12 protein-coding genes are annotated in these 19,970 nt (G+C 44.6%); 5 read left to right on the top strand and 7 right to left on the bottom strand.

From position 1 onward, the window contains the following. Positions 1-74: 74 nt before the first annotated feature. The gene (locus tag B4Q04_RS11220) at positions 75-4,166 is read left to right on the top strand and encodes a PKD domain-containing protein (protein ID WP_088696877.1); all 4,092 of its coding nucleotides are present in this window, start codon (positions 75-77) and stop codon (positions 4,164-4,166) included. Between the two features lie 476 nt (positions 4,167-4,642). Continuing rightward, the gene (locus tag B4Q04_RS11215; protein WP_088696876.1) at positions 4,643-5,884 is read left to right on the top strand and encodes an ATP-binding cassette domain-containing protein; all 1,242 of its coding nucleotides are present in this window, start codon (positions 4,643-4,645) and stop codon (positions 5,882-5,884) included. Between the two features lie 121 nt (positions 5,885-6,005). On the opposite strand, the gene secDF is transcribed toward B4Q04_RS11215, so the two are convergent. Both secDF and B4Q04_RS11205 read right to left on the bottom strand, forming a co-directional pair. Next, positions 6,006-8,987 carry a protein translocase subunit SecDF gene (secDF, locus tag B4Q04_RS11210; RefSeq protein ID WP_013994095.1) on the bottom strand — a complete coding sequence of 994 codons (2,982 nt, stop codon included), beginning with the start codon at positions 8,985-8,987 and terminating at the stop codon, positions 6,006-6,008. 156 nt (positions 8,988-9,143) lie between these two features. After that, positions 9,144-10,070, bottom strand: coding sequence for a malate dehydrogenase (locus B4Q04_RS11205; protein ID WP_013994094.1), 927 nt, complete (start codon positions 10,068-10,070; stop codon positions 9,144-9,146). Between the two features lie 353 nt (positions 10,071-10,423). On the opposite strand from B4Q04_RS11205, the gene B4Q04_RS11200 reads away from it, so the two are divergent. Beyond that, on the top strand, positions 10,424-10,798 hold the full coding sequence (locus tag B4Q04_RS11200; protein WP_013994093.1) for a hypothetical protein: 375 nt from the start codon (positions 10,424-10,426) through the stop codon (positions 10,796-10,798). Positions 10,799-11,236: 438 nt separating this feature from the next. On the opposite strand, the gene gyrB is transcribed toward B4Q04_RS11200, so the two are convergent. Together gyrB and asnB are read right to left on the bottom strand one after the other, a co-directional pair. Next, positions 11,237-13,189 (bottom strand): DNA topoisomerase (ATP-hydrolyzing) subunit B, encoded by a 1,953-nt coding sequence (gene gyrB / locus B4Q04_RS11195; RefSeq protein ID WP_013994091.1) that lies wholly within the window; start codon positions 13,187-13,189, stop codon positions 11,237-11,239. A 352-nt stretch (positions 13,190-13,541) separates the two neighbouring features. Further along, positions 13,542-15,206, bottom strand: coding sequence for an asparagine synthase B (gene asnB, locus B4Q04_RS11190; RefSeq protein WP_013994089.1), 1,665 nt, complete (start codon positions 15,204-15,206; stop codon positions 13,542-13,544). 239 nt (positions 15,207-15,445) lie between these two features. Here asnB and B4Q04_RS11185 point away from each other — a divergent pair, with 239 nt between their 5' ends. Then, positions 15,446-15,994 carry a DUF2911 domain-containing protein gene (locus B4Q04_RS11185; protein ID WP_013994088.1) on the top strand — a complete coding sequence of 183 codons (549 nt, stop codon included), beginning with the start codon at positions 15,446-15,448 and terminating at the stop codon, positions 15,992-15,994. Between the two features lie 58 nt (positions 15,995-16,052). Here the strand turns inward: B4Q04_RS11185 and B4Q04_RS11180 are convergent, their stop codons facing one another. The 3 genes from B4Q04_RS11180 to B4Q04_RS11170 all read right to left on the bottom strand — a co-directional run bounded on the left by B4Q04_RS11180 (position 16,053) and on the right by B4Q04_RS11170 (position 19,010). Continuing rightward, a complete protein-coding gene (locus B4Q04_RS11180; RefSeq protein WP_013994087.1) occupies positions 16,053-17,672 on the bottom strand; it encodes an amidohydrolase in 1,620 nt (539 codons plus the stop codon). 75 nt (positions 17,673-17,747) lie between these two features. Further along, positions 17,748-18,170: a hypothetical protein gene (locus B4Q04_RS11175; protein WP_123772366.1), complete on the bottom strand. Its 423-nt coding sequence runs from the start codon at positions 18,168-18,170 to the stop codon at positions 17,748-17,750. Between the two features lie 75 nt (positions 18,171-18,245). Continuing rightward, positions 18,246-19,010 (bottom strand): NYN domain-containing protein, encoded by a 765-nt coding sequence (locus tag B4Q04_RS11170; RefSeq protein WP_046287927.1) that lies wholly within the window; start codon positions 19,008-19,010, stop codon positions 18,246-18,248. A gap of 164 nt (positions 19,011-19,174) precedes the next feature. On the opposite strand from B4Q04_RS11170, the gene B4Q04_RS11165 reads away from it, so the two are divergent. Then, positions 19,175-19,963, top strand: coding sequence for an NIPSNAP family protein (locus B4Q04_RS11165; protein WP_088696874.1), 789 nt, complete (start codon positions 19,175-19,177; stop codon positions 19,961-19,963). Positions 19,964-19,970: the final 7 nt, after the last annotated feature.

Genomic DNA, 19,970 nt, shown 5'->3' with positions numbered 1-19,970 from the left:
ACTTATCTTGATAAAACAAGAGTCTATCCATTACGGTTTTGTTTTAAAGGAATTGTTAGTCCCCATACTGGAAAATGAAGAAGTATCTTAAAATCCTAGCCTCCTGTTGTTGTCTGTTTTTAATAGTACTGGCCTGTACCAAAGAGGTCGGTCTTATTACCGAGGTAGATTTCCAGCTTGTAGAGCAACACACCGAAGAAGGCTATGTAAACCAGGGGCTGCCCACCACCTTTACGATCGTCCCGGAAGAGGTACTGGAGAACTACGAATATACCATCACCTATGAGATACTCGACGGCGAGGGCCATTTCAAGGATATGGACGGCAACCGCGTGGAATCAGGGAAGGGGTGGCCCGTATCTGAGGGCCTTTCCGTGCCCTTGGTGTACATGGGCGGCGAAACAGGTGAGCACAGGGTAAAGATAACAGGGTCGGACAACTTTGGGTTTTCAGATGAGATCGAGGTCATGTACAATCTGAGCGATGTTCCTGCGGTCTGGGAGGCTTCTAGCGAACTCTCGGAGATCCAACTGGAAAAGCCGATAGACCTATCCCTTTTATTTGAAATTGTAGATGCGGCAGAGGACGTTGAGTATGAGGCCATGTATGGGTTCGGCTCAGGTTCGGGAAGCCTTGAGGCATCAGAGGAGAACGGTTATGTGCCCAACGGGGAGTACAGTTCCATTCTCCCCGGTACCTATCCACTTGTCTTCACGCCTTCGAAAGTAGGCCCCCAGCAACTGGTCTTCACCCTGCGCGACAGCAACGGACAGGAGATCGAGGCCGGTGTGGACTTCAACGTAGTGGAGTTTATCGATGTCATTTCCATTGCCTTGGTAAGCCAGGATACGATCAAAATGAAATTAGGGGACGAGATACCCCCTGCATTCACCTTCGACCCGCCCAATGCTACCGACCAGGAAGTGACGGTGGTGTCCAGTGATCCCGATATCGTATTTATCGACGGGAACAACGTATGTATCGCCGTAGGGTTGGGTACAGCGCAGGTGACCGTAACCTCCGTTTCGAACCCCCAAGCCAGCGATACGGTCACCGTAGAGGTGACCCCCCCGGACAGGGTCCCGGTAACGGGCATCACGGTTTCCCAAGAGGATTCCGGAGCCATCGGAGCGCAGCGCCAACTGACGGCAACGGTCCTTCCCGAGAATGCAACGGACCCTAGTGTGGTCTGGTCCTCCAGTGATGATGCGATAGCGACTATAGACGCGAACGGTCTTCTGACCGGTCTTTCCGCGGGAACGGCCACGATAACCGCCACCTCGGTCTCCGACCCGGAAATCAGTGGCAGTGTACAGATCGAGATTACGGGCATCTCGCTACAATCGGCGAACGATATCGAGGCCTTCGCCCTGAACGGACAGATCGAGACGGCAACGATAGATACAGAGGAACATACCGTTTCGGTAACGGTCCCAGAGGGTACACCGTTGAGCGTGGCACCTATCATGTTGACGGTATCGGAAGGGGCCACCGTAACGCCGGGGCTCCTACAGGAACGGGACTTCAGTTCCCCTGTGGAATATACGGTCATATCGGGCAATGGCACGGCACAGGTATGGACGGTAACGGCCAAGGTACTGGTACTGCCCGTTGCGGGGGATACCGATATCACGGCCTTTGGACTTCCCGGGCAGAACAGTTCCGACATCGATACCGAGAACCATACGATAACCGTCAACGTACCCGACGGAACAAATCTTAACGTCGCCCCCCAGGTACTGGAAATCTCCCCCGGGGCGACCGTAGCACCGGCCATCGGCCAGGTCCGGGACTTCTCAGGGGCCGTTACCTATACGGTGAGCCCCGAGACGGGAACGCCGCAGGTATGGACGGTGAACGTGACCGTATCCCAGCCAACGGGGAGTGACAACGCGATAACGGGTTTTGCGCTGCCCGTTCAGAACAGTGTGGCCATAAACGATGTGAACCATACCATAACGGTGAACGTACCGAACGGAACGGACCTGAACGTAGTTCCCTCCCAATTGGATATTTCCACTGGGGCCAACATCGAACCCGGTCCGGCCTCGCAACAGGATTTCAGCCAGCCCGTGAACTATACCGTGACCGCCGAGAACGGCAACCCACAGGTCTGGACCGTGAACGTAGTCACAGAAACCAGCAACGAAAAATCAATTGACAGTTTTGTAATCAACGGGATATCCGGAACATTCAACGGTACGGATATATCGGTGACCCTGCCTTTTGGAACGGATGTAACTGCGCTGTCCCCTATTATTGAATTTTTTGGACAATCTGTCAATCCAGCTTCTGGAACCTCCACTGACTTCACCAACAATGTAACCTACACCGTAACCGCCGAGGATAACAGTACTTTGGACTATACCGTGAGCGTAACGATTGAAGCGGATACGAACACTGCGCCCGTAGTAGATGTTACCGGTATTACCGATATCACTTTACCGACGAAATCAGTAAACCTTGTGGGGAGTGCTACCGATGAAGGTGGTACGATCGTGAACTACACATGGACGCAGGATAGTGGTCCCGCTGCCACTATAACAGACCCGTCCTCTTCGGTCACCACGGCTACTGACCTTGTAGCTGGAAACTATGTGTTTAGGCTTACAGCCACTGACAACGACAATGACACTGGTACCAATACCGTTGCATTTACCGTCAACGAAGCAACGAACATAGCTCCCGTTGCCGTTGATGATAATTTTACGGTAGCTGAATCCGGTAGTTTGAACAGGCTTGTTTTAACCAATGATATCGACGATGACGACCTAACAGTCAATTGGGTCGGGGGTAGCCCTGCTAATGTTGGACAATCTATTGGCGGTTCAGATGGCGGTCTGTTTACCATAACCGCCGGCGGAAACCTTACATTTGATACAAATGGCGAATTTGACGGTCTTAACGATGGTGATAGCCAGACAACAACTGTTCAATATAGGGCAACCGATGGAAACGCTAATTCCAATACGGCAATGGTTAGCGTAACGGTAACAGGTGTTGATGATCCAAATAATAATCCCAAGGCGGTTATCGAGAGTAATACCGTAAGCGGTACAACACCACTTTCCGTAAATTTCAAAGGGGACCAATCTATTGATGACGATGGCTCCATAGTCTCATATAACTGGGGTTTTGGGGAAAATAACCAAACAAGTACATTGGCAAATCCAACATATGAATATATAAGTCCCGGTGATTATATCGTAACCCTAACAGTTACGGATGATGATGGCGCAACGGATTCCGAAACCGTAACGATAACTGTCAGTGAACCAGTGAATGAGTCACCAACGGCAGTAATTTCTACCAGCGCCACAAGTGGCACGACACCTCTAAGTGTTGATTTTACGGGGGACCAATCTATTGATGACGATGGTTCCATAATCTCATATAACTGGGATTTTGGGGAAAATAACCGAACAAGTACATTGGCAAATCCAACATATGAATATATAAGTCCCGGTGATTATATCGTAACCCTAACAGTTACGGATGATGATGGCGCAACGGATTCCGAAACCGTAACGATAACTGTCAGTGAACCAGTGAATGAGCCACCAACGGCTAATGCAGGTCCCGACCGGACCATCACCCTGCCTACGGGTTCCGTTACATTGGACGGCTCCGGAAGTAGTGATACGGCCCCTGGTAATATTGACACCTACGCCTGGACACAGGTCAGCGGTCCCACAACCGCGAGCATAGTTTCCTCGGGCAGTGCGATCACATCGGTAACGGGATTGAACGAAGGAAGCTATACCTTTAGGCTTACCGTGACCGACAATCACAACGCAACGGCTACCGATCAAGTCACCGTTACGGTAAACCCGTCAACGATATCATATGATCCTCTTACAGGCGTTTATAAGGCGCCAGCTGGGTCAAGAGTTACAGTTACACTTAGGTCAGATGGTACTGGTAAAGGAAATGCGACTGTATCAGGAGGTGGAGGTTCAGCAGGTACTTCATGGAACGGACGAGATGAGACTGAAGAATTTAGCCAAATGGATACTTATGAATTTACAATGCCGCCAAGTGGACGCGTAACTTTTTCGTCCAATCATAGACAAATATTTGGTAGTTCGAATTCGAGAGTTATAATTGGTAATAATCAAGGACCCTCTAAAGGTTTTACAGTAGCAGTTAACGGTGGTATACCCTGATAATTCTTTAAATTTTTGAAATTGAATTATTTGATTGTGATTTATTCGGTTGTCAATAACACCTCCAATCATTCTTGGAATAAGAAAAGGAACTGGGAAAAAAATCAACTTATATAATTCCAAATATTCTTATACTTCACAAGTAGAGAATAAGCATGTCTTATGACCAGGTTTTCTGGTTTTTCAGGAGAAGGGGCCTCCTTTAGAAGTTGCGTGACATTCCGAAGCTGAACGTTCTCCGTATTAATAAAATTGGATATTCCATACCGTCTAAATATTGACTTCAAAGCTCTATGTTAGTAAGACAGGATTATATTCAATACTTGAGAGCAAGAACACCAACTTACCGAATAAATAATTTCCATAATTCATGTAAACAACATACCTTCCCAAAAAGTAGCTATTAACAATGGCATGTATTTAAAGAAAACTACGACATACCATAATAACCCCGTATATATTTTTAGAGTGCAATTATGACACAGAAACACTGGGCCATATTTACCGGCAACACCTCCCAAAAAGAAGAATTGATCGATAGCCTACTCGAAGGACCGCTTCCTAAGGGTTTTAACGAACTAAAACACCTCGAAGGAAGCCTTTTATCGAAATTGGCCGTCGAGCGTTTTATCGACAAGGAAGACCGTCATGGCAGCAAGATAATCACCTCGGATACCTCGCAAAGTTTAAAATCGATGTCTAGTGGTGAACAGAAAAAAGCTTTATTGAAACACATTCTCAGCACCCAACCCGATTTTATCATTCTAGACAACCCCTTCGACAACCTCGATACCACTGCGCAAGAAGACCTCAAAACGAAGCTGAAGGAAGTTTCGACAGATACCCCAATGATCCAATTATTAAGCCGTAAAACTGACTTATTGCCCTTTGCCAACACCTTCGCCAAACTCGAGGGCAAGGATCTGGTTTTTAGCGAGACCCTAGAGACCCTATTGAAGCAGCAGGAAAAACAAGTTTTTGCCGATGACATTCCCCTACCCATCGATTCGTACGAAATCGAAGGCGAAACATTGATCGAATTAAAAGGCGTCGGGGTGACCTATAGTGAAAAACCCATTTTACGCGATATCGATTGGCAAATCAAAAAAGGGGAATTCTGGGAACTACGAGGCCGTAACGGTAGTGGAAAAACTACCATATTATCAATGATAACCGGGGAAAACCCAAAAGGATACGGACAAGAACTCTATATTTTCGGCCGTAAGAAGGGCACCGGGGAAAGCGTTTGGGAAATTAAAAAGCGCATAGGGTATTTTACGCCCTCCATGACCGATAAATTTACCGGCTACCATTCAATCAACCATATGATCATATCGGGCCTTAACGATTCTATCGGGCTGTACGTACAACCCACCGAAGCGCAGTTGCGCGTGGCAAAGGAATGGTTACAACTTATTGGGTTATGGCATATGAAAGACCAACTTTTTCACGACCTATCAATGGGGCAAAAACGATTGATTATGTGCGCCAGGGCTATGATCAAACACCCTCCGTTACTTATTCTCGACGAACCTACCGCGGGTCTCGACGATGAAAGTGCCGCCCTTTTTGTAGCCTTGGTGAATAAATTCGCCAACGAGAGCAATACTACGGTCATTTTTGTCTCGCACCGAAAAGAACCCGGACTAGAAGCCGAATTCATCTATCAGTTGGAAAAATCGGAGACCGGATCAACAGGTCGCATACTGACTTCTTAAAACCAACTCCCTCTCCATTACCCGAAAAAATTCCTATAAATACAAAAGCCGTTTGCAGTAGCGAACGGCTTTTATAATCAATTGAGTTAGTTAGTTCTTAACTCCTCAAATATAGAGAAATTTATTTTTCTGCCTCGGCATCATCCTTAACCAGGCCACCTGCCCTTGCAGTTTTGTTCAATGTGTCATACATCACCGGCGTAGCGATAAACAATGAAGAATATGTACCTACAATAATACCTATTATCATAGCGAACATAAATCCTCTAAGCGATTCCCCTCCGAAGGTGAATATGGCCAACAATACTACCAAGGTAGTCAAAGACGTATTCAACGTACGGCTCAATGTACTGTTAAGGGCCAAATTGATATTGTCGCCTCCACGCCATCCTCGCTCTCCTATAATCTCACGAATACGGTCAAAAACAACCACGGTATCGTTCAAGGAGTATCCGATTACGGTCAATATGGCCGCAATGAAGGCTTGGTCGATTTCCATGTTGAACGGCATAACCGTACCGAATAACGAGAAGATCCCCAATACGATCATAACATCGTGAAACACTGCCGCTACCGCCCCTAAAGAGAATTGCCATTTACGGAAACGGAACAAGATATACAAGAACACTACCGCCAAAGAGCCCAAAATGGCCAAGAAAGCGTTATTCTTAATATCATCGGCGATAGTAGGCCCAACCTTTACAGATTGTAAAATACCTATGGATTTATCACCAGAACCAATTTTAAAGCTCTGCTCGCTAATACCGTCTGGAAGGTATTTCTGCAAGGCGGTATACAATTTATTCTGAATCTCGTTATCTACTTCAATACCCTCTACATCTACTTTGTAAGGTGTGGTTATCTTGATCTGGTTGGCATCACCAAATGTTTTTACATTTGTTCCACTACCAAAGACATCGTTCAGTTCGGAAGCGATTTCAGAAGCGCTAACCGCCTGCTCAAAACGCACTTGATACGAACGTCCCCCTATAAAATCGACCCCTTGCTGTAATCCGTTGGTCAATAAAGTGAAAACACTTACCCCTACCAATATAGCAGACAAGATATAGGCCATCTTTCTTTTGGAAAGAAAATCGATATTGATATTCTTGAAAAGATTTTTTGTCAATCCAGTTGAGAACTCAAGTGTACGTCCCTTACCGTCAATATACCAGTCTACCAATAGACGAGTGATAAATATGGCGGTAAACAATGAAGTTACGATACCAATAAGTAAGGTTGTTGCAAAACCCTTGATCGGACCTGATCCGAAGATAAAAAGGATAATTGCAGTAAGACCCGTGGTAATGTTAGCATCGAGAATAGAAGAAAGCGCATTGCCAAAACCATCGGCTACGGCCAAGGACTTTCCTTTTCCTTTAGCCAACTCTTCTTTTATACGTTCAAAGATCAGTACGTTCGCATCCACCGACATACCAATGGTAAGAACGATACCGGCGATACCCGGCAAAGTCAATACCGCACTTAAGCTGGTCAAGACCCCGAAAATCAATAGAATGTTCAACAACAAGGCTATATCGGCAAAACCACCGGCCTTACCATAGTAGAAAACCATCCAGACCAATACAATGGCCATGGCGATCATAAACGACATAAAACCACTGTCAATAGCTTCTTGACCCAAAGATGGACCTACCACCTCTGACTGAATGATCTCAGCCGATGCCGGTAATTTACCAGCACGTAATACGTTGGCAATATCCTTTGTTTCGTTAACCGTAAAGGTACCCGTAATCTCAGAACGACCTCCTGATATAGGTCCTGAGGAAACACCAGGGGCTGTATATACTTTATTATCCAATACAATGGCAATACCGGTTCTGTTGTTATAGGCATCACCCGTAAGTTTCTCCCACTCCTTTGCACCTTTGGTATTCATGCTCATAGTAACCGCAGGCTTCCCGTTCACGAACTCATCACGTGCATCGTTCACCACATCACCACTGATTCTTGGAGTACCGTCCCTGTTTGACTTTAAGGCATATAGTTCAACTATTTCAGAACCTTCGGTAGGTCGCTCCCATAAAAACTTGGCAAATTGCATACTAGCAGGTAGCAATCTCCTAATTTCTTTCATTCTTAGGTAAGAACCGATTTCGGCCGTATCTTGAATAGCGGCAACACCAACAGCATAGCTAGGCGCCCCTAATTGGAATTTATCGAACAAGGGATTACGCTGACCGGCAATATCCAATGAATCTTGGGAAACGTCGGAAAGAAGTGAATCAAGTTCAGATTCCTTTTTAACAGGTTCGTCAGCCTCATCGGTATCGACCAATGATTTTAGCTTTTCGTTAGCCTGAAAAAAGAAGCCTTGTAGCTCAGGGTCGTTAGGTTGGTAGGTTTCCCAGAACTCAAGTTGTGCCGTACTGGACAACAAGTCTTGTGCACGGGCGATATCCCTGGCACCTGGCAATTCCACCAAAATACGTCCTGAATTACCCTCACGTTGAATATTGGGCTGTGTTACACCAAAACCATCGATACGCTCACGAAGTACTTCAAAAGCCGATACGATAGATTCGTCAATTTTTCTTCGGATGATAGGCTTAACCTCATCATCGGTCATTTGAAAATTAACCTCGCCGCTCAACTCTTTATTCGCAAAAATATCGGGAGACGCTAGTTTTGTATCACCCTTTATTTTGTCAAATGCATTGAAAAAAAGCTCGATAAATGTATCGTCACTGTTTTTGGAAGCCGCTTCAGCGTCAGCCAATGCCTTGTTGAACACGGGGTTTTTGGTATTGTTCGCCAACCCTTTCAAGATATCCTTAACGGAAATCTGCAAGGTTACGTTAATCCCCCCTTTAAGGTCAAGCCCTTTGTTCAGCTCTTTTTTCTTAGCTTCATTATAATTGGTAAAACCAAGTATCGACTGATCTCCGATCGAGTCTAAATACCTAGCTTCTAATGCTTCACGTTTGGAAACATAATTCTCTTCAGCATCTGAAATGCGGCTTTCCGCATACCTTTTTGCCTCGTTTTCTACCTTACCACCTATAAAAGTATAGGATAGCTGATAGATACTTACTAGCCCAAAGAGTAGGGCAAAAAGCTTAATAAGTCCTTTATTCTGCATTGGTTATGTGAATTAATTGCGTGCTTTTTATAACAGCGTGCAAATATATGATTTTCCCATAGGAATTGACAATATATTTAGAGTTATTGTAAAATGAAAACATCTGCCCCGGAAATTTTTCCGGAACAGATGTTAGAGTTTCATAGGACTGAGCGACTATAATTCTAAAAGCCCGTTGGTCTTTTTAACACCTGCCGCGCTTTCCTGCATTTTCGCCTTTTCAGCTTCGCTTAAAGGAATATCGACTATTTTTTCGATACCGTTTTTACCCAAAACAACAGGTACACCTATACAGATATCGTTAAGGTCGTATTCACCTTCCAATAAGGTAGAACATGGAAAAATCTTTTTCTGATCACAAGCAATAGCCTGTACAAGCCCAGAAACGGCAGCACCTGGTGCATACCATGCACTCGTACCCAACAACTTCGTCAAAGTGGCCCCACCGACCTTAGTATCTTCGGCCACCTGTTGTAAACGGTCTTCAGACAAGAATTCGGAAACACGGATACTGTTTCTTGTAGCGTGCGAAGTCAACGGGACCATACCCGTATCACTGTGCCCACCTATTACCATACCATCAACATCGGAAATCGGAGCTTCCAATGCTTCGGCCAAACGGTATTTAAAACGTGCGCTATCCAAAGCACCGCCCATACCTATAATTTTATTCTTTGGAAGACTTGTAGTCTTGTGTACCAAATAAGTCATAGTATCCATAGGATTACTTACCACGATCAAAGTCACATTAGGTGAATGCTCGACAAGGTTGGCCGACACCGTTTTTACGATCCCTGCATTGATCCCTATCAATTCTTCACGGGTCATCCCTGGTTTTCTCGGGATACCGGAAGTAATTACGGCAATATCACTATTGGCCGTTTTAGAATAATCACTGGTTACACCTGTAATTTTGGTATCGAAACCGTTTAACGATGCGGTTTGCATCAAGTCCATTGCCTTACCTTCAGCGTATCCTTCCTTGATATCCAACAAGACCACCTCAGATGCAAAATTTTTAATGGCTATATACTCGGCACAGCTTGCACCTACTGCTCCTGCCCCTACTACGGTAACTTTCATTTGTTATGGTTTATTTATTATTAAAGACTTTTTTTTCGACCTTTTGATTTGATACCAAACCAATTACACCTGACATTAGCTGTCAAAGAACCGATTTAGACCGATTAGAAACCAAATTTTCAAAAGGGTTTCCAAAAATAAACAATCTGAAAAGAAAACTACCGTGAAAAGTAGGTTAAATGGCAGAAATATCTTCGACGAAATACTCGGTGAAATGCACTCCTGTTAAAATTAAATGCGCTTTAACGAAGAATAAAGCCTTTTGTTGCCATACGTCGAATTATAGCAATAGGAGTTTGCAATTGGCCGTTCTTAAAGTATAAAATCCCCTAATCACCAAAAAAAACATCACAATGAAAAAAGTCTTTTCATTATTATCAATAATAGCCATCATTCTCGTCAGCAACTGCTCACGGATTCCCGAAAACGACAATCCCGTAATCGGTATTTGGTCAGATATTGAAGTGGCTCCGGCCAGTACCACCGCAAAGTCACAAACCGTACGAAAAGAATGGATATTCAACGACGCCTACTTAGGTCGATACCACCGAAAAATAAACGGCAGCATCACTTTTAAGACCGATTTTAAATGGAGCTACGAGAATGACAAATACATTATATCTTATCCTGGAACGGACATGGAGGACCAAGTGCTTTCGATGAAATCTTCGGAAGAAGGCAATACCTTGGCCGATGCCATCGGCAACGTAATAGCCGTTCGGGAATAACAATTTTACTAGGTTTCAAATACGCAAAAGCCATATTCTTAAATGAATATGGCTTTTTTAATATCCTACCTTCCGCTTCGACCGAAATATCCGCACAGCTGACAAACGATGGGCCCACCCATATTCGAGTCCATACCCCATAATCATAAGACGGAGGCCGCCATGGTAAGCCACAAAAACACAAGCCTGCGACAATAAATAGCCGCCCCAATAACTCGAGAAAGCCTCAAGGCACGCTTACCCCCTACCGAACCAAGGTAATGCCGTCACATCATCGGTAAACTTCCTAAAACCCCATCCTTTTTTTCCATACAGCAGAACGAACAAGGTAAGGGGACCCCAAAATCGCATCCAAGGTTTTAGGAGTATGGCAATACCCCTAAAACAGTTCGTCCGCCAATTGGCGGACGAATATTTGTTGTAAAAGAAACCGAATTCCTATGCGTCAATGTTCGCATAAACGGCATTCTTCTCGATAAACTCCCTACGAGGAGGAACTTCATCCCCCATCAACATGGAGAATACCCTATCGGTTTCGGTTGCATTGTCTATCGTAATCTGACGCAAGGTCCTAAATTCAGGATTCATGGTAGTATCCCACAATTGTTCCGCGTTCATCTCACCCAGACCTTTGTAACGTTGAATACTTACACCTCCACTGTAACTATCGGCGATTTCATCACGCTCTTTGTCAGACCAGGCATAACGTTTCTTAGAACCTTTTTTCACCAAGTACAATGGCGGGGTCGCTATATAAACGTGCCCACCTTCTATAAGTTCGCGCATATATCTAAAGAAGAAGGTCAAGATCAAGGTTTCAATGTGACTACCGTCAACATCGGCATCACACATGATTACCACCTTATGGTAACGCAATTTCTCTAGGTTCAACGCCTTACTATCATCTTCGGTACCTATGGTAACCCCCAATGCGGTATAAATGTTTTTTATTTCCTCGTTTTCAAAGACCTTGTGTTGCATAGCCTTTTCAACGTTCAGGATCTTACCCCTCAAAGGCAGGATCGCCTGAAATTTACGGTCACGGCCCATTTTTGCCGTACCGCCCGCAGAATCTCCCTCAACAAGAAAGACTTCACATTGTGTGGGATCTTGTTCGGAGCAATCCGAAAGTTTCCCGGGTAGACCACCTATACTCATAACGGTCTTACGCTGTACCATCTCACGAGCTTTGGTAGCGGCGTGACGCGCCTGCGCGGCAAGGATTACCTTTTGTACGATAACCTTGGCATCATCAGGATGTTCTTCCAAATAATCGGACAACATTTCAGAAACCGCTTGGGAAACCGCCGAAGATACTTCCCGGTTTCCTAGTTTAGTTTTTGTCTGCCCCTCAAACTGAGGCTCGGCCACCTTAACGGAAACGATAGCGGTAAGACCTTCCCTAAAGTCATCACCCTGAACCTCGAATTTCAACTTCTCGAGCATTCCCGAAGCATCGGCATATTTTTTCAAAGTAGTCGTTAGACCCCTTCTAAAACCCGAAAGGTGCGTACCCCCTTCATGTGTATTGATATTGTTTACATACGAGTGCAAGTTTTCGGTATAACTCGTATTGTAGATCATGGCCACTTCAACGGGAATGTCGTTTTTCTCGCCTTCCATTGAGATAACACTCTGGATCAACGGTTCACGATTGCCATCTAGGAACTTAACAAATTCCTTAAGACCTTCATCCGAATAAAAGGTTTCGGAAAGGAATTCACCTTTCTCGTCTTTTTGCCTTCTATCGGTAATACTGATAGTCACACCTTTGTTCAAGAACGAAAGCTCTCGCATTCGGTTCGCCAAAGTTTCGTAACTATACTCTATGGTTTGCTGAAAAATTTGATCATCGGGATGAAAGGTTACCATAGTACCCCTTTCTTCGGTCTCACCGATACTCTTTACCGGATACAGCGCCTTTCCGCGTTCGTATTCCTGCTCCCAGATCTTACCATCCCTATATACGGTAGCCTTCAACCTATCAGAAAGGGCGTTCACTACGGAAACACCCACCCCGTGAAGTCCACCGGACACCTTATAGGAATCTTTATCGAACTTACCACCGGCACCGATTTTGGTCATTACCACCTCAAGAGCGGAAATACCTTCCTTCTTATGCAAGTCCACCGGAATACCCCTACCGTTATCACGGGTCGTAATGGAGTTGTCTTCGTTTATGATGACACTAATTGTATCACAATGACCGCCCATAGCTTCATCTATGGAGTTGTCAACCACCTCATAAACCAAATGGTGAAGACCTCTAACGCCTACATCACCGATATACATGGATGGACGCATACGCACATGCTCCATTCCCTCAAGGGCCTGGATACTGTCCGCCGAATATTGTTTTTTGTTTTCTTCCTTATTTGCTTCTTCGCTCATAAAATTAACTGGTTGTTAAACTTAATTTTTGGCAATCTCACAAATATACGCAAAACCCCATAGAATATAGGGTTATGACACAGTTATAACCCCTAAGTTATCAACAAAGATTGTGGAAAATTACAATTAGGGAAAACCGCCTTGAACTATATGGTTTTAAAGCCTATGTTTCCCTGATTAAAACCGAAGAAATCAAGGTTTCGAACACTCCCCACAGGCCTCATCTTTTGCGCCCCTTAGACCAAGACCTGTCCCTGCCGGACATATAACTGTAAATAAAAAGACCTGCCGGCATTTATAGCGCAGCAGGTCGATTTCCTAGCTAATTAAACGATTATTGATCTAACCCCTTCTAATAGGCGTCATCGTGAACGTTTGCCACGGCCCTACCGGATGGATCGTTCATGTTTTTAAAAGCTTCATCCCACTCAAGGGCAATTTGCGTGCTACAGGCCACCGAGGCTTCCTGAGGAACACATAGGGCAGCTGCATCGGATGGAAAGTGCGATTCAAAAATAGAACGGTAGTAGAATTCCTCTTTCGAAGTCGGGGTTTGGACAGGGAAACGGAACTTGGCGTTGGCCAATTGTTCATCGGTCACTTCTTCGTTCACGATTTCCTTTAAGGTATCGATCCAACTGTACCCTACACCGTCTGAAAACTGTTCTTTTTGACGCCATGCCACGCTTTCGGGAAGCATATCCTCAAAAGCCTTTCTCACCACCCATTTCTCCATACGTTCGCCATTGATCATCTTGTCTTTAGGGTTGATACGCATGGCTACATCTATAAATTCTTTGTCCAAGAAGGGCACACGGCCCTCAATACCCCATGCCGCAAGCGATTTGTTGGCACGGAGACAATCGTACATATGCAATTTGCTTAGCTTACGTACCGTTTCCTCATGAAATTCTTTGTCGTTCGGCGCCTTGTGAAAGTAAAGGTATCCTCCGAAAAGTTCATCGGCCCCTTCGCCGGAAAGCACCATTTTTATCCCCATAGACTTGATTACCCTAGCCATAAGGTACATAGGTGTAGAGGCCCTAATGGTAGTTATGTCATAGGTCTCTAAGTTATAGACCACATCCTTGATAGCATCTAAGCCTTCTTGAATGGTAAATTTGATCTCGTGGTGTACCGTACCGATATGGTCCGCCACTTTTTGGGCGGCCGCCAAGTCAGGGGAACCTTCAAGACCTACGGAGAACGAATGCAACTGAGGCCACCAAGCATCGGTAGTGTCACCGGACTCGATACGTTTCTGAGCGTATTTTTTGGCAATGGCCGAAGTAACCGAGGAATCAAGCCCCCCCGACAACAACACACCATAAGGCACATCGGACATTAACTGACGGTGTACCGCCGCTTCCAAGGCTTCCTTGATCTCTTGAATGCTTGTTTCATTTTCCTTTACGGCATCGTACTCCATCCAGTCCCTTGAATACCATCTTTTGAACTCCCCATCTTCACTGCTCAAATAATGTCCTGGAGGAAAGAGTTCTATTTTGGTGCAGGTGCCTTCCAAAGCTTTCAATTCCGAAGCTACATAGAAAGTACCGTTCTGATCCCATCCGATATACAATGGAATAATTCCCATATGGTCACGGGCCACAAAATAAGAATCGTTCTCGGTATCGTAGATGGCAAAACCAAATATACCGTTCATCTCATCAAGGAAATCGGCTCCCTTTTCTTGGTAAAGGGCCAAAATCACCTCACAATCGGATTCGGTCTGAAAATTATACTTTCCGTCGAATTGCTTTCGCAATTCCCTATGGTTATAGATTTCGCCGTTAGCGGCCAAAACCAATTTATTATCTTCACTGAACAAGGGTTGCTTACCTGAAGCTGGATCAACAATGGCCAGACGCTCATGGGCCAATATGGCCTTCTCATCTGCGTAAATACCACTCCAGTCCGGGCCACGGTGACGAATTTTCTTAGACATCTCCAACAACTGGGGCCTTAAAACATCTGAACTTTCCTTTAAATCAAATGCACATACAATTCCACACATAACGCTTTGTTTATTTCTAATTTGAAAGCAAAAATGCAACTAAACTTTCATTTATAAAACACAAACACCACTAATGATTTCATATTAACACACAAAAATACATTTAAACTCAATTATATTATTCTTTTGGCCGATTTCCTTTAAAAATCATCTTTTCTGTAAGTACTACCAATTTTAACGACTTTTTAATTGATTTTACCTTGAATACTAATTAGATTTATCACAAAACAAACACAATTATGAAAAAAGCACTTTTTGTAGCCTTTATGGCCCTTACGATGACCGTTTCAACCGATGCTATCGCACAGAAATTCAGTGGGTTGGACAAAAGCCCGATGGATATGGCTTCTTACCCTACCGATTACAAGGTTTCCGAAAAAACGGTACGTATCATCTACAGCCGCCCACAGCTAAAGGGTCGTTCGCTATCTGAACTTGCCCCTGCAGGAAAAGTATGGCGCACCGGTGCCAATGAAGCAGCGGAAATCACCTTCTACACCGACGTAGTTTTTGGCGGAAAACAAATCAAAGCGGGATCTTATTCCATCTTTACCATACCCGGGGAAAGCGAATGGACCGTTATTTTGAACAAAAACTTGAATCAATGGGGTTCCTATTCGTATGATGAAAGTGCCGATGTTGCACGTGTTAAGGCACCTAGTTCGAAAGATTCGAATTCCTTGGAAGAATTCTCCATCGCCTTCAAAGAAGCGGGAGCTGGTTTTGAAATGGTAATGGGCTGGGACAAAATCCGAGTGGCCGTTCCGATCGCCGCAGCAAAAATGTAATTGCACCTGAACCCTATAATAAGAAAAGCCGAAGTAAATTACTTCGGCTTTTTTGTTTTTAATGTAGTCGTTTTCCGTTCACAAAGGTCTGTTCCACCTTGATTTCCGGTACTTTTTCTATGGGTACTTCCATAAGATTATCGCTATAGACGACAAAATCGGCAAACTTCCCCACTTCTACACTACCCTTCTCATCTTCCTCAAAGTTGGAGTAGGCCGCCCATAGGGTCATTCCCTTTAGGGTTTCCTCTCGGGTCAAGGCTTCTTTTATCCGATAGCCCCCCTTGGGGTAATCCTCCAAATCTTTTCGGGCCACCGCAGCATAGAAGGTAAGAAGGGGATTCACCTGTTCCACGGGAAAATCGGTACCTAGGGCAATGGTTCCCGCTTTATCCAACAAGGTCTTATAGGCATACGCCCCTTTTTCGCGTTCCTCCCCAATTCTATCCTTAGCCCAGTACATATCACTGGTAGCGTGCGTAGGTTGTACGGAAGGAATAATGCCGTTCTTAAAATAATCGAAATTTTCAGGAGATATAATCTGTGCGTGTTCTACCTTCCAGCGCCTATTTTTCTGGCCTTTCAGCGCTTTTTCATAAGCCCTTAAAACCACCACGTTGGCCGAATCGCCAATAGCATGGGTGTTCATCTGGAAATCGGTTTTGGCAATAGATTGGGCAAGATCCTCTATTTGGGACACCGGTGTAACCATGGCCCCAAAATGACCGGGCATATCGGAGTAAGGTTCCCGCAAAGCGGCACCCCTCGAGCCCAAGGCCCCATCACCATATACTTTTACCGAGCGCACATTCAAACGTTCGGTCTTATAGGGTTTGCGTTTTAGATAGTACTCTAAGTTACTTTCCCATGCGCCTACCATAGCATATACCCGAATGGACAGGTCTCCGGTCTGATGAAGACTGTCGATGAGTTCTATAGTCGACCGATCAAGTCCCGCATCGTTTACCGTGGTAAGACCATAATCCAAACAAATACGTTCGGCGTCTTTTAGGGCCTTGGTTTGGCTGGCCCGATCCCCACCGGGGATTACGGCATAGACCATATCCATAGGGTTGTCGACCAACACACCTGTCAACTTCCCGTCTTGTTTAACAATTTCACCGCCTTCGACCTTGGTATCAACACCAATGCCCGCCCTATCCAATGCCTTTTGGTTGACCAAGAGCGCGTGCCCATCGATTCGTACTAAGGCCACAGGGGTATCGGGAAACAGGGCATCTAGTTTTTCCTTGGTCGGAAATTCCTTTACTTCCCAATCATTTTGGTCCCATCCACTCCCTAGAATAAAATCTTTCGGCTGGCTTTCCTGAAAGGCCTTGACGCTTTCAAGCACCTCATTATAGCTCTTGGTACCGGTCAAATCGACCACCTGTTGTTTTTGCCCTAATCCGAAAAAATGACAATGGGCATCAATAAGCCCGGGAGTTATCGTTTTCCCTTGGGCATTTACTATATTATCGGATGTATATTTTGCTTGGATTTCCGCAGAAGTTCCTACGGCTATGAATTTTCCGTTTTGCACGGCAAAGGCTTCGGCCTTGGTAAATCCACTATCTACCGTATAGACATTGGCATTGACAACAATTAAATCCACTTTATCCTTGGCAGGTTGGAACGCCAGAAGACATAGACATACCAAAAGCAATATATTTTTCATAACCCAGTGTGTTTTAACCCTCTAAATGTACACATTATTCGGTTTACTCCTAGGTCACTTAAAATTCGAGAGTACTTACATCACTTTCAACCTATCGGCCTTTATGCTATACGTGCCATCAGGGGAAGTATAGTTACCGGTCAAGGTATCTCCTTTTACGGTGAGTTCCACATCAAAAGTAGCACCTTCATAAGTGAACTTAAAACGAATGGTATTTCCCGACACCTTCACATTTTGACCAAAAACATCGGCTTCCTCAAACTTGACCACTACCTTGTTCTGTCCGTTTTCCTCAAAAATGGCGAGTCCTCCCCTACGATATTGTTCAGGAGCACTTTCTGCGGTATATCCCCATCTACCGTAAATTCCATTTTCTTGCACCGAAGAAACCATGATTTCCATCGCTTCGTCAACAATTGTAGGATGGGCCACACTTAAGTTAGGTACAAGCATAGCACCGGCCAATAAGGCAAACAGATTTTTTTTTATAATTCTCATATCTTCCATGGATGAATTTCGTTAGGCCCCATTCTAAAACGGGCTTATCTAACTAAAACGAACATATGGTCCTTATTATTTTGCAGATCGCGATTTAGGCTTTTCGGCCATTTTCACGTAAATGAGTTTTTTACGCCCTTTGGAATCTTCGCGTCGCTCCACTTCTATTGATTTTATGGAGCTTATCAATGGGGTCAACTTTTGAAAACCATAGTTTCTCGAATCGAAATTCGGTTGTTTTTTCTGTAAAAGACTGCCCACATCGCCCAAAAAGGCCCAGCCATCATCATCGGCCACATCGTCTATGGTAGAGGCGATCAAGCGTATTTCCTTGGCCGTTATCCTATCGACATTACTCTTTGCCGTTTTTTGATTTTTGGCACTGACGGCGTTATCTTCTTCCTCTTCATCCTTTTTAAGGATCTCTATGTAGATAAACTTATCACAGGCCACAATAAAGGGATTGGGGGTTTTCTTTTCCCCAATACCAAAAACCTGCATTCCCGCTTCGCGCAATCGCGTAGCCAAACGCGTAAAATCGCTATCACTGCTCACGAGACAGAAACCATTGACCTTGCCCGAATACAAAATATCCATGGCGTCAATGATCATAGCCGAATCGGTGGCGTTTTTGCCTTGGGTATAGCCATACTGTTGAATGGGGGTTATGGCATTTTCCAAAAGCACGTTTTTCCACTTTCCAAGACGTGGGTTCGTCCAATCCCCGTAAATACGTTTTATCGTGGGGTTTCCGTATTTGGCAATTTCCTCCATCATTTCCTTAACATAGGCCGAAGGAATATTATCACCATCTATAAGTACCGCAAGATTTAAATCCATATTCATTTTCTTTATTGCAAGATACATCGATTCTTTCAAAAAAACGAGACAATGCCACATCGAAAGAAGGGCGTAAACGAATTGCCCCTCATCTTGTCCTTAATTAGGTTTTAAAGGGGTTCTTTGTTAGATTTGGTACATTCAACACCATATACACCTCCATCATGAAAAAATCGGTAAACACATTTTTTGTAACGACCATTTTAATTTTTGTGTTTGCCTTTTCAGAGCAGGCCCAAGGGCAAGACCTCCAATTTTATCAATTAAAAACCTATTTTCTAAAGGACAGCCATCAAGAAAAAGTAGTCGACCAATATTTAAAAGAAGCCTACCTGCCCGCCTTGAAGAGAAGCGGAATCGAAAACGTAGGGGCCTTCAAACCTATTCCCAACAAAGAAGGTTCCGATCATAAAATATATGTACTGATACCTTTTGATTCCCTTGAGCAATTTTTGACCTTAGACGCTATGATCGCCCAAGACAAAAGCTATATCTCGGCAGGTGCCAACTACATTAATGCCTCCCACGACAACGCACCATACGAACGTATCTCCTCTACCTTGATGAAGGCCTTTTCCGAAATGCCGACGATGAAGGCGACAGAAATCACCGGCCCCAAAAAAGAACGGGTATATGAACTAAGGAGCTACGAATCGGCTACCGAGGCCTTATTTCAAAACAAGGTGGATATGTTCAATGCCGGAGGGGAAGTGGAACTTTTCGAATCTTTGGGCTTCAATGCCGTGTTTTATGCCGAAGTTCTGTCGGGCGACCGTATGCCCAACCTTATGTACATGACCACTTTCAAGGATATGGAATCAAGGGATGCCCATTGGGACGCTTTTAGAACCGCTGAAAAATGGCTAAAACTAAAGGCAGAACCAAAATATCAGAACAATGTGAGCAAGGCCGATATTATGCTGCTCTACCCCACCGACTATTCCGATTATTAGAAAAAAA

Source organism: Zobellia sp. OII3 (assembly GCF_002211465.1).
GTDB classification, from domain to species: domain Bacteria; phylum Bacteroidota; class Bacteroidia; order Flavobacteriales; family Flavobacteriaceae; genus Zobellia; species Zobellia galactanivorans.
The sequence above is the reverse complement of the archived record's forward strand: the minus strand, read 5'-3'. Positions and strand labels throughout refer to the sequence as shown.

Excerpts from the sequence above, each read along its gene's own strand:
- B4Q04_RS11175 (WP_123772366.1), bottom strand. The coding sequence starts at position 18,170 with ATGAGAATTATAAAAAAAAATCTGTTTGCCTTATTGGCCGGTGCTATG.
- B4Q04_RS11165 (WP_088696874.1), top strand. The coding sequence starts at position 19,175 with ATGAAAAAATCGGTAAACACATTTTTTGTAACGACCATTTTAATTTTT.
- B4Q04_RS11200 (WP_013994093.1), top strand. The coding sequence starts at position 10,424 with ATGAAAAAAGTCTTTTCATTATTATCAATAATAGCCATCATTCTCGTC.
- B4Q04_RS11185 (WP_013994088.1), top strand. The coding sequence starts at position 15,446 with ATGAAAAAAGCACTTTTTGTAGCCTTTATGGCCCTTACGATGACCGTT.
- B4Q04_RS11170 (WP_046287927.1), bottom strand. The coding sequence starts at position 19,010 with ATGGATTTAAATCTTGCGGTACTTATAGATGGTGATAATATTCCTTCG.
- B4Q04_RS11180 (WP_013994087.1), bottom strand. The coding sequence starts at position 17,672 with ATGAAAAATATATTGCTTTTGGTATGTCTATGTCTTCTGGCGTTCCAA.
- B4Q04_RS11215 (WP_088696876.1), top strand. The coding sequence starts at position 4,643 with ATGACACAGAAACACTGGGCCATATTTACCGGCAACACCTCCCAAAAA.
- gyrB (WP_013994091.1), bottom strand. The coding sequence starts at position 13,189 with ATGAGCGAAGAAGCAAATAAGGAAGAAAACAAAAAACAATATTCGGCG.
- B4Q04_RS11220 (WP_088696877.1), top strand. The coding sequence starts at position 75 with ATGAAGAAGTATCTTAAAATCCTAGCCTCCTGTTGTTGTCTGTTTTTA.
- B4Q04_RS11205 (WP_013994094.1), bottom strand. The coding sequence starts at position 10,070 with ATGAAAGTTACCGTAGTAGGGGCAGGAGCAGTAGGTGCAAGCTGTGCC.
- asnB (WP_013994089.1), bottom strand. The coding sequence starts at position 15,206 with ATGTGTGGAATTGTATGTGCATTTGATTTAAAGGAAAGTTCAGATGTT.
- secDF (WP_013994095.1), bottom strand. The coding sequence starts at position 8,987 with ATGCAGAATAAAGGACTTATTAAGCTTTTTGCCCTACTCTTTGGGCTA.